The following is a 19934-nucleotide window of genomic DNA, read 5'->3' as shown; positions in this document are numbered from 1 at the left end:
GGAAATCATTTTAACGAATGCGAAACAAGACCTTATACACGGCCATTCTTTTATGTTCGGTCAGTCTTGTTTCCTTTTTTCCCACCGTTCTATCTGCAGAATCCAATTCATTCTCACTTAGCGCATTTATTCTAAAATATCTACGTTTAGGTACGACAGAAAATGGAGGCCCTAAATTAGAACTAAATCCTCGGGATCGCAAAGAAGGTTCGGATCTTTTTCTAGACTTCGAAGAGAAAGAGGCCGCCGATCTAAATGATAAAGCTGGAGGATACAGAGTTCTTTCTTCTTCTTATTTACCGGATGCATCCAAAGCCCATTCCGGAAAAAAATCTGCGGGCTTCGTAGGAAAAAGATCTGGGATAAAAATTTCCGGAAAAACAAAAGGTATACTCACAAACTCAGATATCAAAGAAGAGTTTTATATTTCCTTCTTTCTTTTGCCGGGCAACTTAGATAAAGAAGCGATCCTTCTCTCAAAAGACCTATACACTCGAGGGAAAAAATTCGGTTGGGATCTGAGAATCAAGGACGAGATACCAGTATTAGAATTTCGTAATTTTTTCCAAAAGTCAGACAAAACACATTTGTCCTTAAAACTCGCAGGTAGTTCCAGATTATCCAGATCGGATTGGAACCATTTTATCATTCATTTTCGACCCGCCCAAAGAGAGATCGTTCTTTACATTAACGGTAAAGAAGTGGATAGAGCATCTATCTCTTCTAAAGAACCAATCGTTCGGATCGGATTTCATCCGGAAGATAGTACACCGTTCAAGATCGGAGAAAGTTTTTACGGATGGTTGGACGATTTTTTAGTCTCTAAAGGAAGTCCCGACCCTGAGACACTTTCCACTCAATACGACGGGCAAAAATACGATCCTTCTTCCTATACGGCGGATGCAAAATTTGGAACTGCAGTCTCACCGGTTTATAAAACAAAATTCTCGAGTTCCAGTCCGGAAGCAGTATTATTAAAAGCGAATATACCTAAGTCTTCCGTAATGGAGCTTTATTTTAGATTCTCTCCTAGGATTTTTTCTCGCACGGAAGAAGGTCCTGCATGGAAATCAGTGGATCTTCGGAAGATAGAGGAAGAATTTAAAGAAGACGATCCATATAGAGAAACGGAAGAAGAAACTTCTCCTAAAGGAAAATCTTCCAGTTATAGGATCCCATTGGATCGGATCTGGGGAAATAAATCCGGCTATTTTAAATATTACCAGGTCAAGGTGAAGTTCAAAACGGACTCTGCTGCAAAAACAAGTCCGGAACTGGAAGCAATTACATTTATCTATAAAGAAACAATTCCCCCAGTCCGACCTGCAGGTTTAAAGATCGTAACTTTCGATGATCATGATCCTGACGCAGGTGGCCCGAGAGTTTGTTTAAGCTGGACCCAAAACCCTGAGAAAAACGTACAGCAGAAAGGCGGATACGTGATCCATTATGGCGTAGGTCCGAATCGAATGGTGGGAATATTAAAAGGAACTAGCAAAGAATTAGAAAAAGGTAAAATACCAGTTCTTTCCGCCAAAGGAAAAACGAAACATCCAATGAGCGAATATTTGGATCCTATTTTGGGAGACGATTCCAGTTGCCCTAAACGAAACGATATGAGCGGACCGAAACTTTGCCAATGTCTGGATAATCGACTGATTTCTTTGAATGCGGAAAAACCGGAAGAACAAGAAGAGGATGAAAATCCTAGATCTAAGAAGAAAAAACATAAACCTCGTAAAGATCCTTACGATAAGAAACTTTTATTCTTCCAAAAGGGGCTTACGTATTATTTCAAAATTGCAGCCTATAATTCTTTTTATGATCCTGAGTCAGGGCTAGATCAATTAAGTCCTTTAAGCGACCCCGTCGAGGTTTATTTCCTGAGCGAGTAAGATCCTCACTAAACTTTGCTCTTTCCATTTAGGATCCGTACATAAAATTCCATCTAGATCGGCTAAAGAAGCGGTAGCGATCTCCAACCATTCTCTCCATTCCAAACTTTTGGAAGAGGAAAGTCGAAGCGCCAAAGAAATTTCTTCCTTTCTGATCGGTAAAAAATCCAAAAATAGATTTTTAGACTGAGTCCATAAGATCTCGCGAGTGGTAGGATCCGATTCGGTTGCCAACACCGTTTCTAAACTAGGAAGAGCTAGAACAAATATATGATTTTTTTTTGTAAGTGATTCGATCGCATTAGAAACCAAACGTTTAGAGTTAGGATTTCCGAGGACTAAGTCCCGAAAACAATCTGAAGAAACCAATAATTTCAATTTTTCGTTTCCGGATAAATTTTGGAAAGTTCACGCAAAGCATCCAATCTTCTATAAGAGTCGGATCTAAAGATCTCGTTCCTAAAACAAGAACGCAATAATTCAGAAGCGGAAAGCTCCCTTTTTTCTGCCTCCGTTCTTAATAGTTCGAATTCCTCTTCCGTGAGGAGCATCTGAAATCTTCTTTCGACACGTGCCATTACTCCTCTTCTTTCATTTCCTTTTCGTTTTTCAAGTAGGTTCCGTAATAAATTTGAGAATCTAGGATCTGTCCTAGGTTCTCGTAAATCGCGGCGATATTATAATTTGCCTGATTCAATCTAAAATCCTGCTTAAAAGACTTCTTAAAGAGTTGGATCGCTCTATCTTCCCTTCCTGCATACCATTCTGACATGGCCCATAAAAAGGTCCATTTTCCCAAATCCGGATCTCGGGGACTTACTTTTCCGAGGTAGGTTAAACTTTCTTCGAAAATACTCGCAGCTCTTAGGTAATTTTCCCGGATCCTTCTCACCTTCTCCATTCTAGAAAAAACATCTTCGGAATGTCCTGGCAATTCAAGATCGGCCCGCCAAAAAAGAGCTCTTGCCAAATACAATTTATAGATAAGCTCATTCGGATTCTTCTTAACGTATTCTTCCAAAAAAGGAAGGCTTTCCGCTTCCTTCCCGCTTTGATGCAAAAGCAAAACTTTTTGTTTTGCAGCCTTATTCCATTCTCTTCTATTTTCTTCTTGGGAATAAGAAGAAGTAAACGTTACTAGAAAAAAAAGAACTAAGAGCAAGACACGCATAGTAGAAAACGATCTCAAATATAAGTGTATAAGTTCTTACCGTTTTCAGGATAAGGAAGAGGGGTAATCTTATATTCTTTGCCGATCGTATCCAAGATCATTTTTAATTCAGATTCCCTTTCTTCTCTAGAGAGAACGAAAATTTCGGAAGGAGACACTCCAAACCCGTAGTCCTCGGATCCAAGTCTTGGTTGGATCTCCTCCAAAACTTCTTTTCTCCATTTATCAATGGAAGAATAGTCCAGATCTCCGGTAACTTGGATCTTATACAGATTACATTTGCTTCTTTCTCCATGGGTTGCCCAACGAAGAAGTAAAAATTGGATTTGGACTAAGTCTCTTTTATCCTGGATCGCATGAGATGCCTGTTCTATCTCCAATTGTAAGAATGCGTCTTCAACTGGTTCTATAGAATTTAACACATTGTCTTTAATCTGTTCCGCCAAATCATTATTAGGCGGATCTGGAAACATTAGGAAAAATCTAAAATCCAATCCGGATTTAAATAGAGGAAAGGAAACGATCCTCATCACTCCATCCAAATCGGAAAGATCGAATTTTTTACGGAAGAAATGATCTGTGCGTCTCTCCTCCGTAACGTCTATAATAGAAATATCACCTGTTTCTTTTCCTAAAAACTGATCCCCATAAAGGAAGATCATATTCTGACGACTATAAGGTTGCAGCCCGTAGGAGACCACTGGAAGATAAGCTCCCCTTCTTCTATCATAAAAATGAATACTAAAAGATTTCAGATGAAGAGAAGAGAAAATCGTCAGATAATATTTTAATAAGGAAGATATTGGTGTGTCCAAACCTTGGTGGATCTCATCCAAGACTTCCAATATTTTTCTTTTTTCTCGAATAGGTTGAACATCCAACCAAGCTCTAAATTTTTCGGATAGAGGTAATTCTTCATTCGGATCCGTTTTACGAATTCCCCACCAAGCTCTTGCCCAAAGGAAAAATCTAGATTTATGTTGAGGAGCAAGACCTCTGGCGGCCTTAAGACCTATTTCGGCAAGACCGGTCACTCTAAGCGCTTTTGCGAGCAATCCGCTATCCTTCGGACGATCCGAAATTTCTATCCTAGGAATCTCAGGCCCACTCGTTTTTACTTTTTCTACAAGCCTTGCAAGTTCATCCGTAAAGATAGAATCCCTCTTCTTCTGAAGAGCCTCAGGCATTTCCATCACAGATACTGCTGCAGCTTCTTTTTGCTGAGGGATCGGGGTCTTCTTCTCTCTTAAAAATTTGGGAGTTAAAAAAGAATCTCCAGGTAGATCAAAAGGTAAAACGTAAAATGTCCCACTCGCAGAAGGTTTGGTTTCCAGAACAGGAGGGACACTCACTATTTCGGGAACTGAGGACAATTCCGGACCCGGAAGTTTTACTGATTCAATTTCTTTAAAACTACTTTCTTCTATTCTTTTAGAAAGAACTTGGATTAGTTTAGATACATCTGCTTTGGCATAAGAGGAAGCCGCTTTATTTCTACGAACAAGAAGAATACAGGCATCCAAAAGTAGCAACAACCCAAAAAATACGGGAAATAATATTAGAAAAATATTACGTTCGAAAGGTACTAATAATAAGATTCCCTGAACGAAACCGACCTTATCTTCCGGATAAAAAGCGTAATATCCTCTATATAATTTTTCTCCAAGGCGGATTTCCTTAAAATCAGTCCCGCCTTCTTTCATGGTCCTTAGAAGCTCTTCTGAAATTTTTCTAGGATCGGTTCTATCTCCCTTCTCTTCCCAATCTTGGAAAGTTCCAAGTTTCGGTTCCGGAACAAAATACTCTATTTGATCGCCCAAGGAGATCTTGAATTTTTCTTTATCTAATACCGCAAGCACACCTACTGATTTTTCGTATAGTGGAACGAACAATACCGGCTCATTCTCCAAAGAAAGAAAACGGCTTGTTTTTCCTTCCCATGCTTGAGCGAGTAAGTATCTTTCTTTTTCTCCGGAAAATTCCAAGTTAGGAGTGTTTTTTAATTTCGCATCCCAAAGCAGGAAATTTCGGACAGGTAAGAACAAATTACTCGTATCCAATTCCTCCGGATTCGATTCCCTGACCCTTTTTTCTAATTCTAAAATTTCCTTATTAAATGAAGAGAATACGGCTTCGAGCCTGGATTTATAAAATATTCCCGAAGGAAAGTAAGGTTCCAATAATAAGATCGAAAAAGAAAATACGAAAGATAAACCTAGAATTAATCTGAATTTAAAGCCGATCATTTTGTTTTTTCCTTCAATAACCCGAGTAAACGGATCAGTTCGGTTTTCATTTTAAGCGCTTCTTCTCTTTCCGAAAAACGGTCTTCCATTCGGATCGTAAACAATAACCTAGACGCAAGCACTCCGCAAATAAGAGTTAAAAGAGAAATTCCAAAGGCCGTTAGGATCAATAACAACTCTTCTGGCCTGGACTTTCGCGGTTGAGAAAGAAAAATTTCAAGAGTACCTTGCGTATTTTTTTCCCAAACCGGACGAACGAATAAATTTTTAGATTTCGAGTTCTTATCTAAAAGTGCATGGACCATCACTTTAGATTCTTCCGCATTTGAGACTTCAAGATCCGAATTAGGAAGAACTGGGCTATCCGGATCCAAATTCGTTTCTAATAACTCGGAACCTTCTTCCGTTTTTTTAAAAACCCAATAGAGGATCCCCTCGGAAAAATCCCTAGGCAAAAATGATTTTTTAGGACCACTTGCTTCTTGAACGATCCGTTCTCCGTCCTCTTTCAAAATTTGAATGTATAGATCTCCTTCCGAATTTCTATACAACAAGAACCCGTCCGTATCTTCTGCCCAAGCTGCCTTTGGCACTTGCATTCCTAATAGTCTTAAACCTTTGTGAAAACCGGGGCCTTTTGGATCGGAGGAAAACATAGTTCTGAAATTATAATCGTAAATGCGTATCTGTTTTAATTTGATAGAAGATATAAAAAGTTTTCCTAAAGCCTCTGCCTGTTTGTCCGACTCAAGTTTGGAAAATTCTCTCATTATATATTCGAATCTAAAGCCAAGGTCGTAATATGGGTTACTGAATCTTTCTAAAACGGAGTTCGTAAAAGATTCCTTTTTCAGTTTAGGGGACAAACTAAGGATCTGAACTGGAGAAAAGAAAACCGCATCTACCCAAGCCTTAGGGAAAAAAGGGATGGAAACCAATACAGGACATAGCAGTATCAGAGAGAGAAATAGAGATCTTTTGCTATGTTTACGTGGGTTCACCTTTCTAGTATCGGCGAATATCCGGTAAAGAATCAGTCTAAATCAATAGGATAATCGACCGTTCTCGAACTAACAAAATGATATTTTACGTATTTATAGACGGAATCGGCTTTGGAGAGGATGATCCTACAAAAAATCCATTCTCCAAGTATGCCAAAGGGATATTTCTCCCTTTGGGCCAAAAAGAGATCCCGAAAGATTCCCCTACTCGTTTAAAAGACCTGATCTATCTAAAAACGGATGCAAGTATGGGGATCAAAGGGCTCCCACAAAGTGCGACCGGACAAACCTCTTTATGGACCGGGATCAATGCTTGCCAAGTATTGAACAGACATATGAGTGGATTTCCTACATTCACCTTAAAACGGATCATCGCAAAATATTCAATCATTCGGATTTTAGAAGAGAACGGTTTTAAGGCGGATTTACTGAACTGCTATACTCCAGGATTTGCTGACCATGTAAAAAAGAACCCTAGACATGTATCCGCTTCCACCCTAATACAAATGGCTGCGGATAAACCTTTGAAGGGTATGGACGATTTGCGAGAAGGTAAAGGCCTATACATGGATATCAGCAGGGACTTCCTAAGAAAATTCGGAAGGGAGTATATAGACAAAGATGATCCGGTTTTAGAGATCCAAGATCCTTACGAAACCGGTAATGCTATCATTCCTGCGATGAAAGATCATACATTATGCATCTACGAATATTTTATCACGGATAAAGTAGGACATAAGATGAATTGGAAAGGTGCTGAAAAATGTATCTCCGATCTAGAGGGTTTTTTACTCGGAGTTTTGGATGCAATGGATCCTGAAAAAGATCAGCTCATCATAACTTCCGATCACGGAAACCTAGAAGACCTGACGGTGGATGTACATACCACAAATCCAGTTCCAACGATCTTATACGGAAAATATACGGATCAAATGAAAGATAAGATCCACGCTCTTAAGGATATCCCACATGCAATCTATGATTGCCTCGGGCTTAAAATAGAAATGTCCGAACAAGAATTCGTTCAGACATCCAATTAGAACTTCTTAATATTTCCAGTCGTCGTCCTGGCGTTCGTCGTCGCTCGGTTTGGCCTTTGCCGAATCTCCGTCTCTGTATCTCAGGTCGTCGTCGATCTGATCCAAAGCCTCTTTTTTCCAAGCGGAAGATTTTTTACCTACAGGACTATCCGGATTACGATCTGCAGATTCTTGGAAAACAGAAGCTGCTTTTTCATATTTACCACCTCTGAAATAGATCGTTCCTTTTCTAAATAGTGCCGCCTGATCCAAGCTTCCATCTGTATTTTCTAGGATCTTGTTCAGATATTGGATAGCTTGTTCGGATTTTCCTAATGCATCATAACTTTCGGCGATATAATACCAAGCTTGCTCTCTGGCTTTTTCGCTAACACCGATATCCAAAGCTTTTTTAAGAGTTTCGATCGCAGAATAATATTCCTTACGAACGTATAATTGTCTTCCCTTCTCCAAAAGTCCGGAACGGAATTCTTTATCGACTGCAACCTTATCAGGATCGAAGTATGCATCCGATTGAACATAGTCTTCGTACACATCGTAAGCGGACCAATCTTTACCCATTCTACGTAAAGATTTTCCCCATCTTACTCTAGCTTTTACGTTTTCTGGATCTTCTTGTAATGCCAGAACGTAGTTCTTTCTGGACTGATCATAATTGCCTTTTTTCATATAATAATCGGCAATCGCAGATAATGCATTTGATCTAAGTTTATTGTCTCCGGAAGTTCTGAGCACTTCTTCTAAATGCCCTTTCCCTTCCTCGTCCCTATTTAAAAGAAGAAGAAGATTTCCAAGTCCGTATGCAACCCTTGCTTTCTCTTCTCGAGCCAAACCTTCTTTCTGATTCAACTCTCTAAAGATCCCGAGAGCTCTCATCTTATCTCCGGTCTTATCCAAAGCGGAAGCGAGATCATATTGGATCCTAAATGAAAGATCGGTTCCAACATCCTTTGCGGATAATTCTGCGAAAATATCCAAGGCTTTTTCAGAAGATTTAGGATTGGAATGTTTTAGGAACTCTTCACCTTCCTTGATCTTCTCCAAAATACCTCGATTCGCGGAACCTGTATCCTGGATAACTGCAGTATAAATGCCGGTTAAAAGCCCGGCACATACGAATAAAAATCCTGTCACTAATATGATGGAACGGTTCATCTTCTTCCTCCGCCGATCCGGGCCAGACATTGTTTGGTCCAGAACTCGGTTCGTTCCGGATTATAGTTCTTAGTATCTTTTTGAACGAAGAACTTTAAAGCTTTATTATATTCACCTTTTCGATAGAAAGACATACCCAAGAAAAACTTAGCCTTTCCTCTAATGTCGATATCATTGGAACTCGCATAAGCCGCCAATTGTTTTACAGCTTCACCGTATTCGTTTTTCCAATAAGTGTCTTTCAGAACTCTATCGATTTCCTCATTACTAGGCTCTTCCTGCTCTACTATCAGAGGTTGCCTTTGATCATTCTGACCGTTTTGATTGTTTTGCTGATTATTTTGGTTGTTCTGATTGTTCTGGTCTTGATTCCCATTATTGTTATTATTGGAATCGTTCTTAGGTTTTTCATTATTATCAGCAGTCTGATTATTCGAATTATCTTCGGATGGCCCTGCAGGTCCTGATCCGATAGCAACGAATGACTCGTCTAGGGTAAGAGTAAAATCTTCTAGATCTCCTCTTTTCACAGTAACCCCGAAATATATCGCGCCGGAGTATGGTTTCATACGAACCATCACGTTTGTATCCGGATGTCCTACTTCTCCCAATTTTTTAACATTACCGCCTAAGAATGTAGAAACTCCACCGGATAAAGGTTTGATCGCTTGGTAAATGGAATAGATCGTATTCTCGTCGGCTCTATCAGGAGCCTTCCAATCTAAACGAACTCCTCCGTCCACACTAGTCGCTTTGAGATCCTTAACATGCATCTCATCATATGCAAATTGAGGGTTCGTAACTTCGTCCGATTCTTTTGGAGGTTTCCTTTTATCTTGTTCGAAAACATAGAACTGGCGGATAAAAGATTGGTTTTGTACTAAAGGTAGGACTTCCTTCAAACCTTGTTTTACGGAAACTCCATAATATAAAGTTTGGGACTTAGTAAGGTCCTGATCCAAGAAACTATTTTCGGGATGCGAAACTTCTGCGAGTTTTTCCGCCTTTCTCATAAGGCTCATGCTAGACATCGGTTCCGCAGATTTATAAATCGTATAAATTGTTTCTCCTTGGATCCCTTTAGGATAAGGTTCCCAAGAAATACGAAGATACTGCCCTTCTCTTTTAACTGAAATATCCGTTACTCTTGCATTATCGGAAAGATATTTTTGCTCTTCCGGAGGAGGTTGATTCGTATTCGCCGGAGGAAAATTGTTCGTCGTGTTTGCAGGAGGATAATTGTTATTCGTTTGAGGCGGAGGATTATTTTCTATCACGATCGGGATCGTAGTATAATTACGATTAGCGGCTAACTTTACATCTTTCTTACGAACATGATGAGCTAATATTACCGCATAATAATATGTTCCCGGCTTTAAATTATAATCGTAGATCTGATTTACACTATTTCCAACACCACTCGGAAATTTACCCAATGAATCAGAGATATAACATTTTTCAGGATTATCTATAATAGAAGAAGAACGAGCAACGATGATCTCTCCGGTCTCTCTAGGAGGCTCCCAACTGATCCGAACGGATTTACCATCTTTCAAAACTTCCACATTAATGGAGTTTGCAACACTCGCACTATCATTGTCCAAGCGAAAAGTATCCTGCTGCGCCTGGATATAGGTTCCCCATAGCAGTAAGGACAATATGGTTAGAATTCGGAGTCGAATTTTCATTTGGAAATAAGGTTCCGAACTAGATTATCGGTTGCTACAATGCAAATTTTTACTTCGGTTTTTAGGAGAATGTGGGGAAAATAATATAAAATACGGAGAAATCGGAAACTTCTTCGGATAGTTTGATCTTGACTAAAGAAAGGATTCATACGACATAATACGACTTCCGGCTCTTAGATGATTGATATAGAATATTATTACGATCCAGAATATCAGAATTTCCTCCTCTCTAGTAAGAGACGTGAGCTTACCCCTCCGGAAACTGTTTTAAAACATTTTTCCCTCAAAGATGTACAGAATATCGTAGATTTCGGGATGGGATTGGGCTTTTGGACTGAAACTCTTCTAAAATCCATTCATAAAGAAGGCTGGGTTTGGGGAGCGGAATGCAACCAAGACTTCCTGGATGAAGTATTACATTGGAAAAACCGGGAAGAAATCCAAAGATTTACCCCTTTTTATATGGAGAAGGCGGACAGGCCTCTTCTACCGGAATGGATCCCGGTCCCGGAAGTCGTTTTTGCTTCCTTAGTTCTTTCAACTTTTGCCGATCCTGGCCAAGCAATGGACGGACTGATCCGCTCTATGAAAAAGGGAGGAAAATTGATCGTCCTAGATTGGGTCAAAAACGAATACCCTGTCGGTCCAAGGATCAACGATAAGATCTCCTTAGATAAAATGAAATTCCTAGCGGAACAATATAAATTAGAGATCATTAAAACTGTTCGGATCAGCGAGAATGTTTACGGACTAGAGATCCAATCCGGCCCTGAATTCGAATATGGTTATTATGATCTAAGAGAAGAAGAAACGTATTCTGAAGAATTGATCAGGTCATAGGAAGCGATTTTAAGGAAGAATCTCCCTTAAAATCGCATCTAAATTTTATTTCAAATTATAGATCCCGTCTTTTGCAGCTTCCTCTAATACAGAGTATGTAGTAGCTTTAAAGCCCGCAGGGATTTCTTTGCCTGGAGATTGAAAAGGAAATACGAATATAAGTAGTATTTGGATCCAAGTATTGAAAGTAACGCTACGAACGTATTGTTTCACAACTTTATCTTTTTTATCCTTAAACGTATAAGTAATAGTAAAAGTATCTTTTGCCCAAGCAGGTAAAATTGTTAAAGTCAGACCGCTAATAAAAGCAAGAGCTTGTCCGCCACCGCCACCTTGATCCACACCTTCGATTTGAAGTTTCAAGTCTGAAGGCTCTAGAGCAGTCGCGATAGCTTTAAAGTAACCGGATTCGGAAACATTCTTTTCTAATTCTTTTTGTAACGCTTCAAGAGCGGCAGCATTCACTTGAATCTCTTGTCCGTTCTCAGAAAAAGATTTCTGAGTATAAGTCACAGAAATAGTCTTGTTAGACGCTTTTTCAGGTTTTGCATAAGTTGGATCCTTGAATCCATCCGGGTAACTGGTAAAAGTAGCGCAGTTGAACAACCCGATCGCTGAACATGCAACTATAATTAACCCAATTTTTTTCATTTAGTTTGTCTCCTTTATTGTATTATAATACGAATTGATAAGAGAGGATAATGTCTCAGTCCGATCCTCTATACCGCTTGGAAAAGTGTAATACTTACTGTATAAGTTCACATCACGAACATTAAATATCCTCTTAGTGTTCTTAAACAGAACATTACCATTTGGGTTCTTGACCGTAAGATTACATTCATATTGAGAATGATCAGATGCAATAGGACCGCCTGCCCAGATATAAATTGTTAAAGTCAAAATTGCCAAAGGAAAGTAAGCAGGATGTGGCTTCCTTGTTTCCTCAAAACTAGAGCATATAAATGTAAGAATTTTATACTTAGTATCCGAAGGTTCTTTGTAACCTATATACGCCGTCTTTTGAAAATAATTTGCCTTTTTAGAATATTCTACAATTGCAAGTGTCAGCTTATCCTCTTTGCTTTTTACAGAATCGATATTAGCAGGCAAAGTCACTCTATCTATAAATGCAGTTAAAGGAAGAGGTCGTTTTTGAGAAAGGGGGTCGTTTAAAGAAACACCGACAGGAATTGTAATACACGAAGAGAAAATGAAAAGAAGAGAGAATACTAGCAATTTTAATTTCATTAAGCGAAATCCAAAAAATCCTTCCTTTTAAACCGACCAAAGTCGAAAGGTGAGCCTATACTAAATTTTGAAAATCTTGAATCAATAAAAAACCGAAATAAGTTATAAATTTCGTATATTTAGATATTCTAACTTTATAAAGTCAGAATATTGTCTAGCCCCTCAATCATGTGATCAGAAATTTTTTATACCAAAAGGGGTATACGATTCAATTCTTTCCCGAGGCATGTGGAGAAATTAATATTCTTCGGACTTAAGAGATTCGGCTCGTTCCTCAGATAGTACTCCGACCAAATACAATTCTTCTAATATTGAATTTACAATCTCTCGACGAGCTTCATATCGAGTTTCGCTTCGGTTCGGAAGAAAAAATGCAAACCCTAATAACGTTTGGATCCAAGTCGTTTCGGAATAATGACGAGTATATTTCCCGACAAATTCTTTATTACGATCCGTGAATGTAAAAGAAACTTCAACATCACTGGATATCATGAACGGGATTAAAGCAAAAGAAAACGCAGATACAAACATAAGCCCTTGGCTAAATTTATTATCAGAGTTTTCCTCTATCTCCACTCTTAAATCCGAATCCCAAAGAACGGATTCTGTAGATATTGTATATCCTGCTTTTTTGAAAATACTTTCGTATTCGATCCTGTCTTGTTCACTCAGAAAAGAACTGTAGTGATTCATATTGAATCTTTCGTTCTTTTTCAATGAATCTACGATTAAACTTTTGGTAGGAACAAATCCCTGATCTAAGGACCTAGATTTAGGTTCGAATTTATAGTTGGAAAAGCTAATACAACCTTGAAGAAAAAATCCCAGAATAAGAATTCGGATCATATGAATTCTATCTGTACTTAGCCGATTGCAGCCAGTATTCTTCCGGAAACCTTACCTTCTTTTCCAGGATCTGGCAAATATTCGCCGATCTCTACGGTCAAAAACTGCCCTGGGCTTAAACTTCTAAGATCAGAGTCAGCGATGACTACCTTTAAGTAATTGTCCGTTACTGCAATCCCACCGTTTTCCAATACGGCTTCCCTTTTTCTGGAGAATTGGCTTTCGGCATAATTTCGGTGTAATCTTTGGGAAAGTTCCATTAAGGTATGGACTCTTTCTTTCTTTTCTTCTTTGGAAACCGTTTCCGGAAATTGCTCCGCAGAAGTATTTTTTCGAATGGAAAATGGAAATGCATGAATTTTAGAAAAACCTAATTCTTCTAAAATAGAAACAGAATCTCCAAAATCAGCTTCCGTCTCTCCCGGAAACCCCACGATCACATCAGTTCCTAAAAACAGATCTGGAACTTTTGACTTTGCGAGCTCTATCCTTTTACGGAAAGTTTCAGGAGTATAACTACGCTTCATTTTTTTTAGGATCTCTTTGCTACCGCTTTGTAACGGCACATGCAAGAAAGGAGTAAATCTAGGATGAGTTAGAAGTTCGGCAAGCTCCGTTCCAACATCAGGAGGTTCGATGGAAGAAAGTCTAAGTCTAGAATATTCCAGCTTGTTTAAAATCGCCTCCAACATTTTCGGGAAAGCTTTTTTGCCTTCCGCATCTCGATACCAGCCAAGATTTACTCCGGTAAGTATAATCTCGCCTACCCCATTATCTTGTAGAAAGGAGACCTGATCCAAGACATCATTCCAATTTCTGGAAACTCCCTTCCCTCTAGCTTGTGGGATCTTACAATAAGAACATTGTCTATCACAACCGTCTTGGATCTTTAGATAGGCGCGAGTATGCCCATTCGGCAAAACATCCGAATATGCGAAACGATCCGATACGATCGGAATATGAGAAGGATCCGATCCTTCTTTTTCTAAGATCAATCTAGGAAGATCGGATTTGTTTTCGTTCCCGATCACTCCTGCAATCCCCGGGATAGATTCGATGGATTCTTTGTCTGTTTGCGCGTAACATCCAGTCACCCAAACCTGGGCTCCAGGATATCGTTTGATCGCATTTCGAATAATATTACGATTTCTTGAATCTGCCTTATTGGTTACGGTACAAGTATTTACGACTACTACGTCCGGAATATCTTGTGCTCCCGCAACAGAATAACCATGTTTGCTTAAGGACGAGAATAGCCCGTCCGACTCGAAAAAATTGAGCCTACAACCTAAGGTATGAAATAAGACTTTTTTTTCACCCGGCGCTAAGGGCATTGATCCTTGCCTCGACTCTTCTGATATTCCCTTTGATCTTTTCGTCGTCGGGTTTTAGTTTGAGAGCCGATTCCAATTGTTCTTTGGCATTTTTAAGCTGCTCGATCGCCTTTTTTACATTGCCTCGTTTTGCTTCTTGGTTTCCGGCCTTTTCATAAACTAATCCCAAGTTATTCAGGACATTAGGATTATTCGGAACTAAGGACTGGGCCCATTTCAAACTAACTTCTGCTTTCTCAGCACTTCCCAAATAGAAGTACACCTGAGCTTCCAAAACCAAAGGACGATAATCGTTTCCGTCTTCTGCTTTTAGTTTTTCTATAATATATAATGCTTCTCTCGCTTTATTATTATATAATAAAGCGGTCGCGTATAATAATCTTACTTCGCGGTTCTTAGGATTTGTTTGATAAGAGTTATAAATGATCTCTAATGCGTCGGAATTCCTACCTGCTTGAATCAGATATCTAGCGAAGTCCACACTGACTGCAGGATCTCCCGGTTTTAGTTTTAAGGCTTCTGACCAATGAGTCGCAGCGGATTTATTTCTTCCCGCATTATAATGGCAGAATGCAGCAAGATAATGCGTTTCGTAAGAACGTTTTCCTTGTTCATGAAGCACTCGGATAATTTCGAGAGCTTTATCTGGATTTCCTTTTTGGAATTCGGCAAGTGCGGTTTGGTAGTCCGGTTCGCTTTGCGCTAAAGTCGTCCCCGTGGAAAAAACGAAAAGTATCAGGGTAAGTAGGAGAATTTTTCCTTTGTGCATCTTTAGTCACTTTTACGGCAGGGAAGATTTTTTTTAGGTGGGAACCCCCATTGACTTTGTGTTTAAACAATCAATTAAGGAATGAAATGGCTCCACCGGGTCGATGAAAACGATTATACTTGGATATCGGATCGAAAGGAAATGTTCTATTCTTTCCTCGGATACGATCTGAAAGTCCCCGGTTTCCAATACAGGTAAACCGTCCAAGTTTCTGTAAATCTCGTATTCCTCTTGATCGAGGAAATCCGTTAACAGCATATAACCGGATCCGTAGTAGACCCCGCCTTGGAAGTAGTATTTGTAGAGGACGCGTACCTCGGGAAGAAATAAATCAGGCTGGAAAACGCAGAGAGAGATTTTTTCGATCCCTGCAACTGTTCTGATCTTACGTAGATGAAACCATACCTTACGGACTAAAAGGTAAAGGAGAACGAATATGACGGGAATTAGATACGGCATACTCCATCTCCTATGAAGGTCTCCTATTTAGATCAAAAACCCCCTTTCCGAAACCGTCCAGGGGGTAAAAATTTTAAACAAGCGCAGGTTCTTCAGAACGCTCAGGATTGTTCGGAGAACTTCCTCCGTCCGAACCCTGATCTGCAGGTTTATAATCGGTCCAAGCTTCTTCCAAGAAATCCAGTTTACCTTCTTTGAAAGCAACTGTGATCTTGGTAGGCTCTTTATAAGCGCCTTTCAAAGTTTGAACAGCCATATAATCTTCTAACTCACGTTGGAACACTCTTCGTAATGGACGCGCTCCGAATTTTTCGTCGTAGCCGATATCCATGAAGTGATCCTTCGCTTCTTGAGTAAGGTCGATCTTGATCTTCTTATCCAATAATCTCTTATTGGTATCGCGGATCATGATATCCATAATCGCCATAAGCTCTTCTTTTCTGAGCGGTTTGAAGTAAACAACTTCATCCACACGGTTCAAGAACTCAGGGTTGAAATGTTTTTTCAACTGCTCACGAGCTTGGTCTGATTTATATTTATCAGTTTCGCCGGAACGATCTTCGAAGCCCAATCTTACAGTGCTGGAAATTTCCTTAGCACCGATGTTTGAAGTCATGATGATGATCGCGTCCCTAAAGTTAACCTTACGACCTTTCGTGTCGGTGAGATTCCCTTCTTCCATTACTTGGAGAAGAACGTTGAAAATATCATGGTGAGCTTTTTCGATCTCATCCAATAGAATGATAGAATACGGTTTTTTACGTACGAACTCGGTCAATTGTCCGCCGTCATCGTAACCTACGTAGCCAGGAGGAGCCCCGATCAATCTACTTACAGCATGAGGTTCCATATATTCGGACATATCCACACGCAACATTGCGTCCTGGTCTCCGAATAAGAACTCTGCTAAAGCTTTCGCGAGCTCTGTCTTACCCACACCTGTTGGTCCAAGGAAGATGAAAGATCCTGTAGGTCTACGCTCCGCTTTAAATCCAGTGCGAGCTCTACGAACGGACTTCGCAATTTTTTCGATCGCCTCGTCTTGTCCCACAACTCTGAGTTTGAGCTCTTCTTCCAAACGAAGAAGTCTAGAGGACTCGTTCTCTTCCATTCTTTGTAATGGAATTCCGGTCCACTGGGATACTACGGAAAGAATATCGTCTTCGTCGATGGAAACTGCGAAATCATCCAGTTTCTCTTGCCAAGATCTGATCTTTTCTTCCAGAACCTGTTTCTTACGATTTACTTCGTCGCGAACCCCTGCAGCTTTTTCATACTCTTGAGAACGAACCAAATCCTCTTTCTTTTGAGAAAGTGATTTGATCTCTTCTTCCAAGTCTTTCACTGCTTGAGGGCGAGCACAATTTGCAAGTCTTGCCTTTGCTCCCGCTTCGTCGATGATATCGATCGCCTTGTCAGGAAGATATCTGTCGTTGATATAACGATGAGATAGTTTTACGGATTGTTCCAAAGCACGATCGGAATAACGCACCTTGTGGTGAGCTTCGTATGCTTTTTTGAGTCCTGTTAAGATCAAGATCGCATCGTCTACAGAAGGTTCTGCAACTTTTACGACTTGGAATCTTCTCTCTAATGCAGAGTCTCTCTCGATGTATTTGCGATACTCAGTGCTTGTGGTCGCACCGATACATTGCAATTCACCTCTTGCGAGTGCAGGTTTCAGAATGTTTGCTGCGTCCACGGCACCTTCTGCAGCACCTGCTCCGATCAGAGTATGTAACTCGTCGATAAAGATGATGATATTATTAGAAGAAGAAATCTCTTTCATGATCTTCTTCAATCTTTCTTCGAATTCTCCGCGATACTTGGTTCCTGCGATCAAACTTGCAAGATCCAAAGACAATACACGTTTATCGAATAGAAGATCCGGAACGTTCTTTTCTACGATCGCGAGAGCTAATCCCTCTACGATCGCAGTTTTACCGACTCCGGATTCTCCTACTAAAACAGGATTGTTCTTGGTTTTACGAGAAAGGATTTGGATCACCCTTTGGATCTCGTTAGATCTTCCTACAACTGGATCCAATTTTTTATCTCTGGCAAGTTGAGTTAGATCTCGAGCGAACTCGTCCAAGATCGGAGTTTTAGTTTTTTCCGCGCGTGGAGTTCCAGGTTGTGCGGTTGGTTGGCTGGAGACTCCTACTGTGCTTGTTGGAGGAGCTCCTAATAAACGAAGGATCTCCCCTTTGATTACGTTATAATTCACGCTGAAGGAGTACAATGCTCCGCCTGCGATATTATTATTATCTCTTAATAATGCTAGAAGGATATGTTCCGTTCCTACATAATTATGTTTGAGGCGTTTGGCTTCTTCCTTGGAAAGCTCGATGATCTTTTGATATCGATCTTGTCCTTGGGCCATATCCATCAATAATGTTCCAGAATTCTCTCTGGTCCTGCGCTCTACTTCTTTACGAAGTTCGTTGAGGTTGATATTCAGGTTGTTTAAAATTTTTATCGCAACCGAATCTTCTTCCTTCAACAAACCTAATAAGATATGTTCAGGGCCAATAAATTCGCTCCCAAGACGTTTTGCTTCGTCTTGAGCGATCTCGTTGATTACTCTTTTTGCTCTTTTAGTAAATTCCAACATGTGCAACGCCCTTCCCGATGGGTTCTATAGGTTAGACTGTATTCGCTTCCAATTTCCAACTGGGAGCCGGATTCTCCCTTAAAGAATATATCGGACTAGTTAACCAAAAAGGATTACGGTTCAAAGGAGGCTTTTGAACCGTCTTTTTCACTTATTACCAGTAAAGCTAAATATGAAACCAAATTGAAAAAGGAATTTTTTCTTCCTGGACCGAAATTTTTTCGGAAAAAGACCAATCTATCCTTCAATTCTTCCCGATAGAAGCCCCAATCCGTTGGTAATCGGAAATCCCTTAGCTCACCGGAGTCCGCTAGTCTCGCCGGAATAGAAACAGAAAGTTTGTCCCCAAAACCGGAATTTGTCGGACAGGAATTGATGAATCCGATCCCATTTTGAAAATCAAACTTATCTTCTGCCTCGAATTTACTTAAAAAATCGGATTTTAGAATCGAGTTTAACTCGGAAAGTGAATCGGTCACATATTCCCATCGGATATGATCCTCGTCTCCCGCAACTAATGTCCCCGAATTCCAAGGAATTCTTTCTTTAAATTCAGGATCAGAAAGTTTTTTTCCCGAATTACTGCCCTGGAAACCGGAATCGTCCAGAAACCAACCCAAGTAACTTTCATTTGTTCGATTTTGTTTCGGATAGATGGAATGTTTCGGATTTCTTGCGACCCTGAATCTGTAAGAAAAAGGTAAAGCCCAGGAATCGATACGGTCCAAGACATCTTCTCCCATACTTTGGAGATTTTTCCATGCGGAATAAGATGGAAAATGAGAAGGCGGTTCCCAATCTGCGGAAGCTTGGAAAGGAATAAATTTAGTATATTCTTCCTTTAAGAATCCGATGCAATGAGCGCATCCGATCTTTCCACGGTCTTTCCAATCTAAAAGGGACAAGCCGCAATAAATACAGCCATCCATCAAAGTTTAGACCGTTTGTGGGATTACGGCAGGTTTTAGTTTTCCCTGAAAGATCTGGTTTCTTTTATGAGCGAGGGCAGCAAGTTCCATATCGTGTGTGACTAGGATAAGACTGAATTTAAGATCCTTCTGTAATTCTTGGATCAAGCTCATCAGGTTTCGGGAATTTTCTCTATCTAGATTCCCGGTCGGTTCATCTGCAAGGATCAATTTTTTTCCTGCGACCAAGGCTCTCGCAACTCCGACCCTAGCACTTTCTCCTCCGGATAATTGAGAAGGATGACTATGGATACGATCCTTCAATCCTACTTTTTCCAACATGGAGATCGCTTCTTTCTCCGCCTTATTCTGAGAATAACCTCTGATGAGCAAAGGTATGGATACGTTTTCCAATGCTGAAAAATCAGGGAGAAGAAGATGATGCTGGAAGATGAACGCGATCTTCTCCGCACGGAAACTTTCTTTACCCTTTTCGTCAAGATAACCTATATCTATGCCGCATACTTGCACTTCTCCCGAATCAAACCCGTCCATCGCTCCTAAAATATTTAGAAGTGTGGATTTACCGATCCCGGATTTTCCCTCGATAGAAAAGATCTCTCCTTCCCCTACGTCCATATCCAGTTCGTCCAAAACGGAAAATTCCTTTTCTAGGATATGATATTTTTTGACCAAATTTCGGATCTTAATAATACTCAC

Annotated in this window: 19 protein-coding genes; 3 read left to right on the top strand and 16 right to left on the bottom strand. The window is 40.0% G+C overall.

Annotation, left to right across the window (positions count from 1 at the left end):
• The first annotated feature begins 17 nt into the window (after nt 1-17).
• Nucleotides 18-1895 carry a hypothetical protein gene (locus EHQ64_RS04675; protein WP_135648351.1) on the top strand — a complete coding sequence of 626 codons (1878 nt, stop codon included), beginning with the start codon at nt 18-20 and terminating at the stop codon, nt 1893-1895.
• On the opposite strand, the gene EHQ64_RS04670 is transcribed toward EHQ64_RS04675, so the two are convergent.
• The 5 genes from EHQ64_RS04670 to EHQ64_RS04650 are packed head-to-tail and all read right to left on the bottom strand — an operon-like array spanning nt 1857 to nt 6313.
• The gene (locus tag EHQ64_RS04670) at nt 1857-2273 is read right to left on the bottom strand and encodes a hypothetical protein (protein ID WP_135648350.1); all 417 of its coding nucleotides are present in this window, start codon (nt 2271-2273) and stop codon (nt 1857-1859) included. The two genes, EHQ64_RS04675 and EHQ64_RS04670, sit on opposite strands and share 39 nt — an antisense overlap.
• Nucleotides 2270-2473: a CopG family transcriptional regulator gene (locus EHQ64_RS04665; RefSeq protein WP_167882354.1), complete on the bottom strand. Its 204-nt coding sequence runs from the start codon at nt 2471-2473 to the stop codon at nt 2270-2272. The genes EHQ64_RS04670 and EHQ64_RS04665 overlap by 4 nt, the downstream gene beginning before the upstream one ends.
• Complete coding sequence (locus tag EHQ64_RS04660) at nt 2473-3066, bottom strand: tetratricopeptide repeat protein (protein WP_135648349.1); 594 nt, start codon at nt 3064-3066, stop codon at nt 2473-2475. Before EHQ64_RS04660 ends, EHQ64_RS04665 begins: the two co-directional genes overlap by 1 nt.
• Before the next feature lie 14 nt (nt 3067-3080).
• Entirely contained in the window at nt 3081-5312 is a 2232-nt protein-coding gene (locus EHQ64_RS04655; protein ID WP_135648348.1) for a hypothetical protein, read from the bottom strand.
• Nucleotides 5309-6313 (bottom strand): hypothetical protein, encoded by a 1005-nt coding sequence (locus tag EHQ64_RS04650; RefSeq protein ID WP_246048593.1) that lies wholly within the window; start codon nt 6311-6313, stop codon nt 5309-5311. The genes EHQ64_RS04655 and EHQ64_RS04650 overlap by 4 nt, the downstream gene beginning before the upstream one ends.
• 77 nt (nt 6314-6390) lie before the next feature.
• Between EHQ64_RS04650 and EHQ64_RS04645 the strand changes: the two genes are divergently transcribed.
• Complete coding sequence (locus EHQ64_RS04645; protein WP_135648347.1) at nt 6391-7353, top strand: alkaline phosphatase family protein; 963 nt, start codon at nt 6391-6393, stop codon at nt 7351-7353.
• Nucleotides 7354-7359: 6 nt separating this feature from the next.
• Here EHQ64_RS04645 and EHQ64_RS04640 read toward each other — a convergent pair whose 3' ends face one another.
• Both EHQ64_RS04640 and EHQ64_RS04635 read right to left on the bottom strand, forming a co-directional pair.
• Entirely contained in the window at nt 7360-8508 is a 1149-nt protein-coding gene (locus EHQ64_RS04640; RefSeq protein WP_135648346.1) for a tetratricopeptide repeat protein, read from the bottom strand.
• On the bottom strand, nt 8505-10196 hold the full coding sequence (locus EHQ64_RS04635; RefSeq protein ID WP_135648345.1) for a tetratricopeptide repeat protein: 1692 nt from the start codon (nt 10194-10196) through the stop codon (nt 8505-8507). Before EHQ64_RS04635 ends, EHQ64_RS04640 begins: the two co-directional genes overlap by 4 nt.
• A 177-nt stretch (nt 10197-10373) precedes the next feature.
• Between EHQ64_RS04635 and EHQ64_RS04630 the strand changes: the two genes are divergently transcribed.
• The gene (locus tag EHQ64_RS04630) at nt 10374-11036 is read left to right on the top strand and encodes a class I SAM-dependent methyltransferase (RefSeq protein ID WP_135648344.1); all 663 of its coding nucleotides are present in this window, start codon (nt 10374-10376) and stop codon (nt 11034-11036) included.
• Between the two features lie 45 nt (nt 11037-11081).
• On the opposite strand, the gene EHQ64_RS04625 is transcribed toward EHQ64_RS04630, so the two are convergent.
• The 9 genes from EHQ64_RS04625 to EHQ64_RS04585 all read right to left on the bottom strand — a co-directional run bounded on the left by EHQ64_RS04625 (nt 11082) and on the right by EHQ64_RS04585 (nt 19934).
• On the bottom strand, nt 11082-11687 hold the full coding sequence (locus EHQ64_RS04625) for a hypothetical protein (protein ID WP_135648343.1): 606 nt from the start codon (nt 11685-11687) through the stop codon (nt 11082-11084).
• Entirely contained in the window at nt 11688-12284 is a 597-nt protein-coding gene (locus EHQ64_RS04620) for a hypothetical protein (RefSeq protein ID WP_135648342.1), read from the bottom strand.
• 237 nt (nt 12285-12521) lie between these two features.
• The gene (locus EHQ64_RS04615) at nt 12522-13130 is read right to left on the bottom strand and encodes a hypothetical protein (protein WP_135648341.1); all 609 of its coding nucleotides are present in this window, start codon (nt 13128-13130) and stop codon (nt 12522-12524) included.
• Between the two features lie 17 nt (nt 13131-13147).
• Nucleotides 13148-14464: a tRNA (N(6)-L-threonylcarbamoyladenosine(37)-C(2))-methylthiotransferase MtaB gene (gene mtaB / locus EHQ64_RS04610; protein WP_135648340.1), complete on the bottom strand. Its 1317-nt coding sequence runs from the start codon at nt 14462-14464 to the stop codon at nt 13148-13150.
• Entirely contained in the window at nt 14445-15233 is a 789-nt protein-coding gene (locus EHQ64_RS04605) for a tetratricopeptide repeat protein (RefSeq protein WP_135648339.1), read from the bottom strand. The genes mtaB and EHQ64_RS04605 overlap by 20 nt, the downstream gene beginning before the upstream one ends.
• A 33-nt stretch (nt 15234-15266) precedes the next feature.
• Nucleotides 15267-15692 carry a hypothetical protein gene (locus tag EHQ64_RS04600; RefSeq protein WP_135648338.1) on the bottom strand — a complete coding sequence of 142 codons (426 nt, stop codon included), beginning with the start codon at nt 15690-15692 and terminating at the stop codon, nt 15267-15269.
• Between the two features lie 73 nt (nt 15693-15765).
• Complete coding sequence (locus EHQ64_RS04595; RefSeq protein ID WP_135648337.1) at nt 15766-18306, bottom strand: ATP-dependent Clp protease ATP-binding subunit; 2541 nt, start codon at nt 18304-18306, stop codon at nt 15766-15768.
• Nucleotides 18307-18419: 113 nt separating this feature from the next.
• Nucleotides 18420-19235, bottom strand: a complete 816-nt coding sequence (locus EHQ64_RS04590) for an ATP--guanido phosphotransferase (protein ID WP_135648336.1) — start codon at nt 19233-19235, stop codon at nt 18420-18422.
• Between the two features lie 6 nt (nt 19236-19241).
• On the bottom strand, nt 19242-19934 hold the full coding sequence (locus tag EHQ64_RS04585; protein WP_135648335.1) for an ABC transporter ATP-binding protein: 693 nt from the start codon (nt 19932-19934) through the stop codon (nt 19242-19244).

The sequence above is a fragment of the Leptospira sarikeiensis genome, from assembly GCF_004769615.1.
Classification (GTDB): Bacteria; Spirochaetota; Leptospiria; order Leptospirales; family Leptospiraceae; genus Leptospira_B; species Leptospira_B sarikeiensis.
This window is presented reverse-complemented; position numbering and strand designations above follow the sequence as displayed.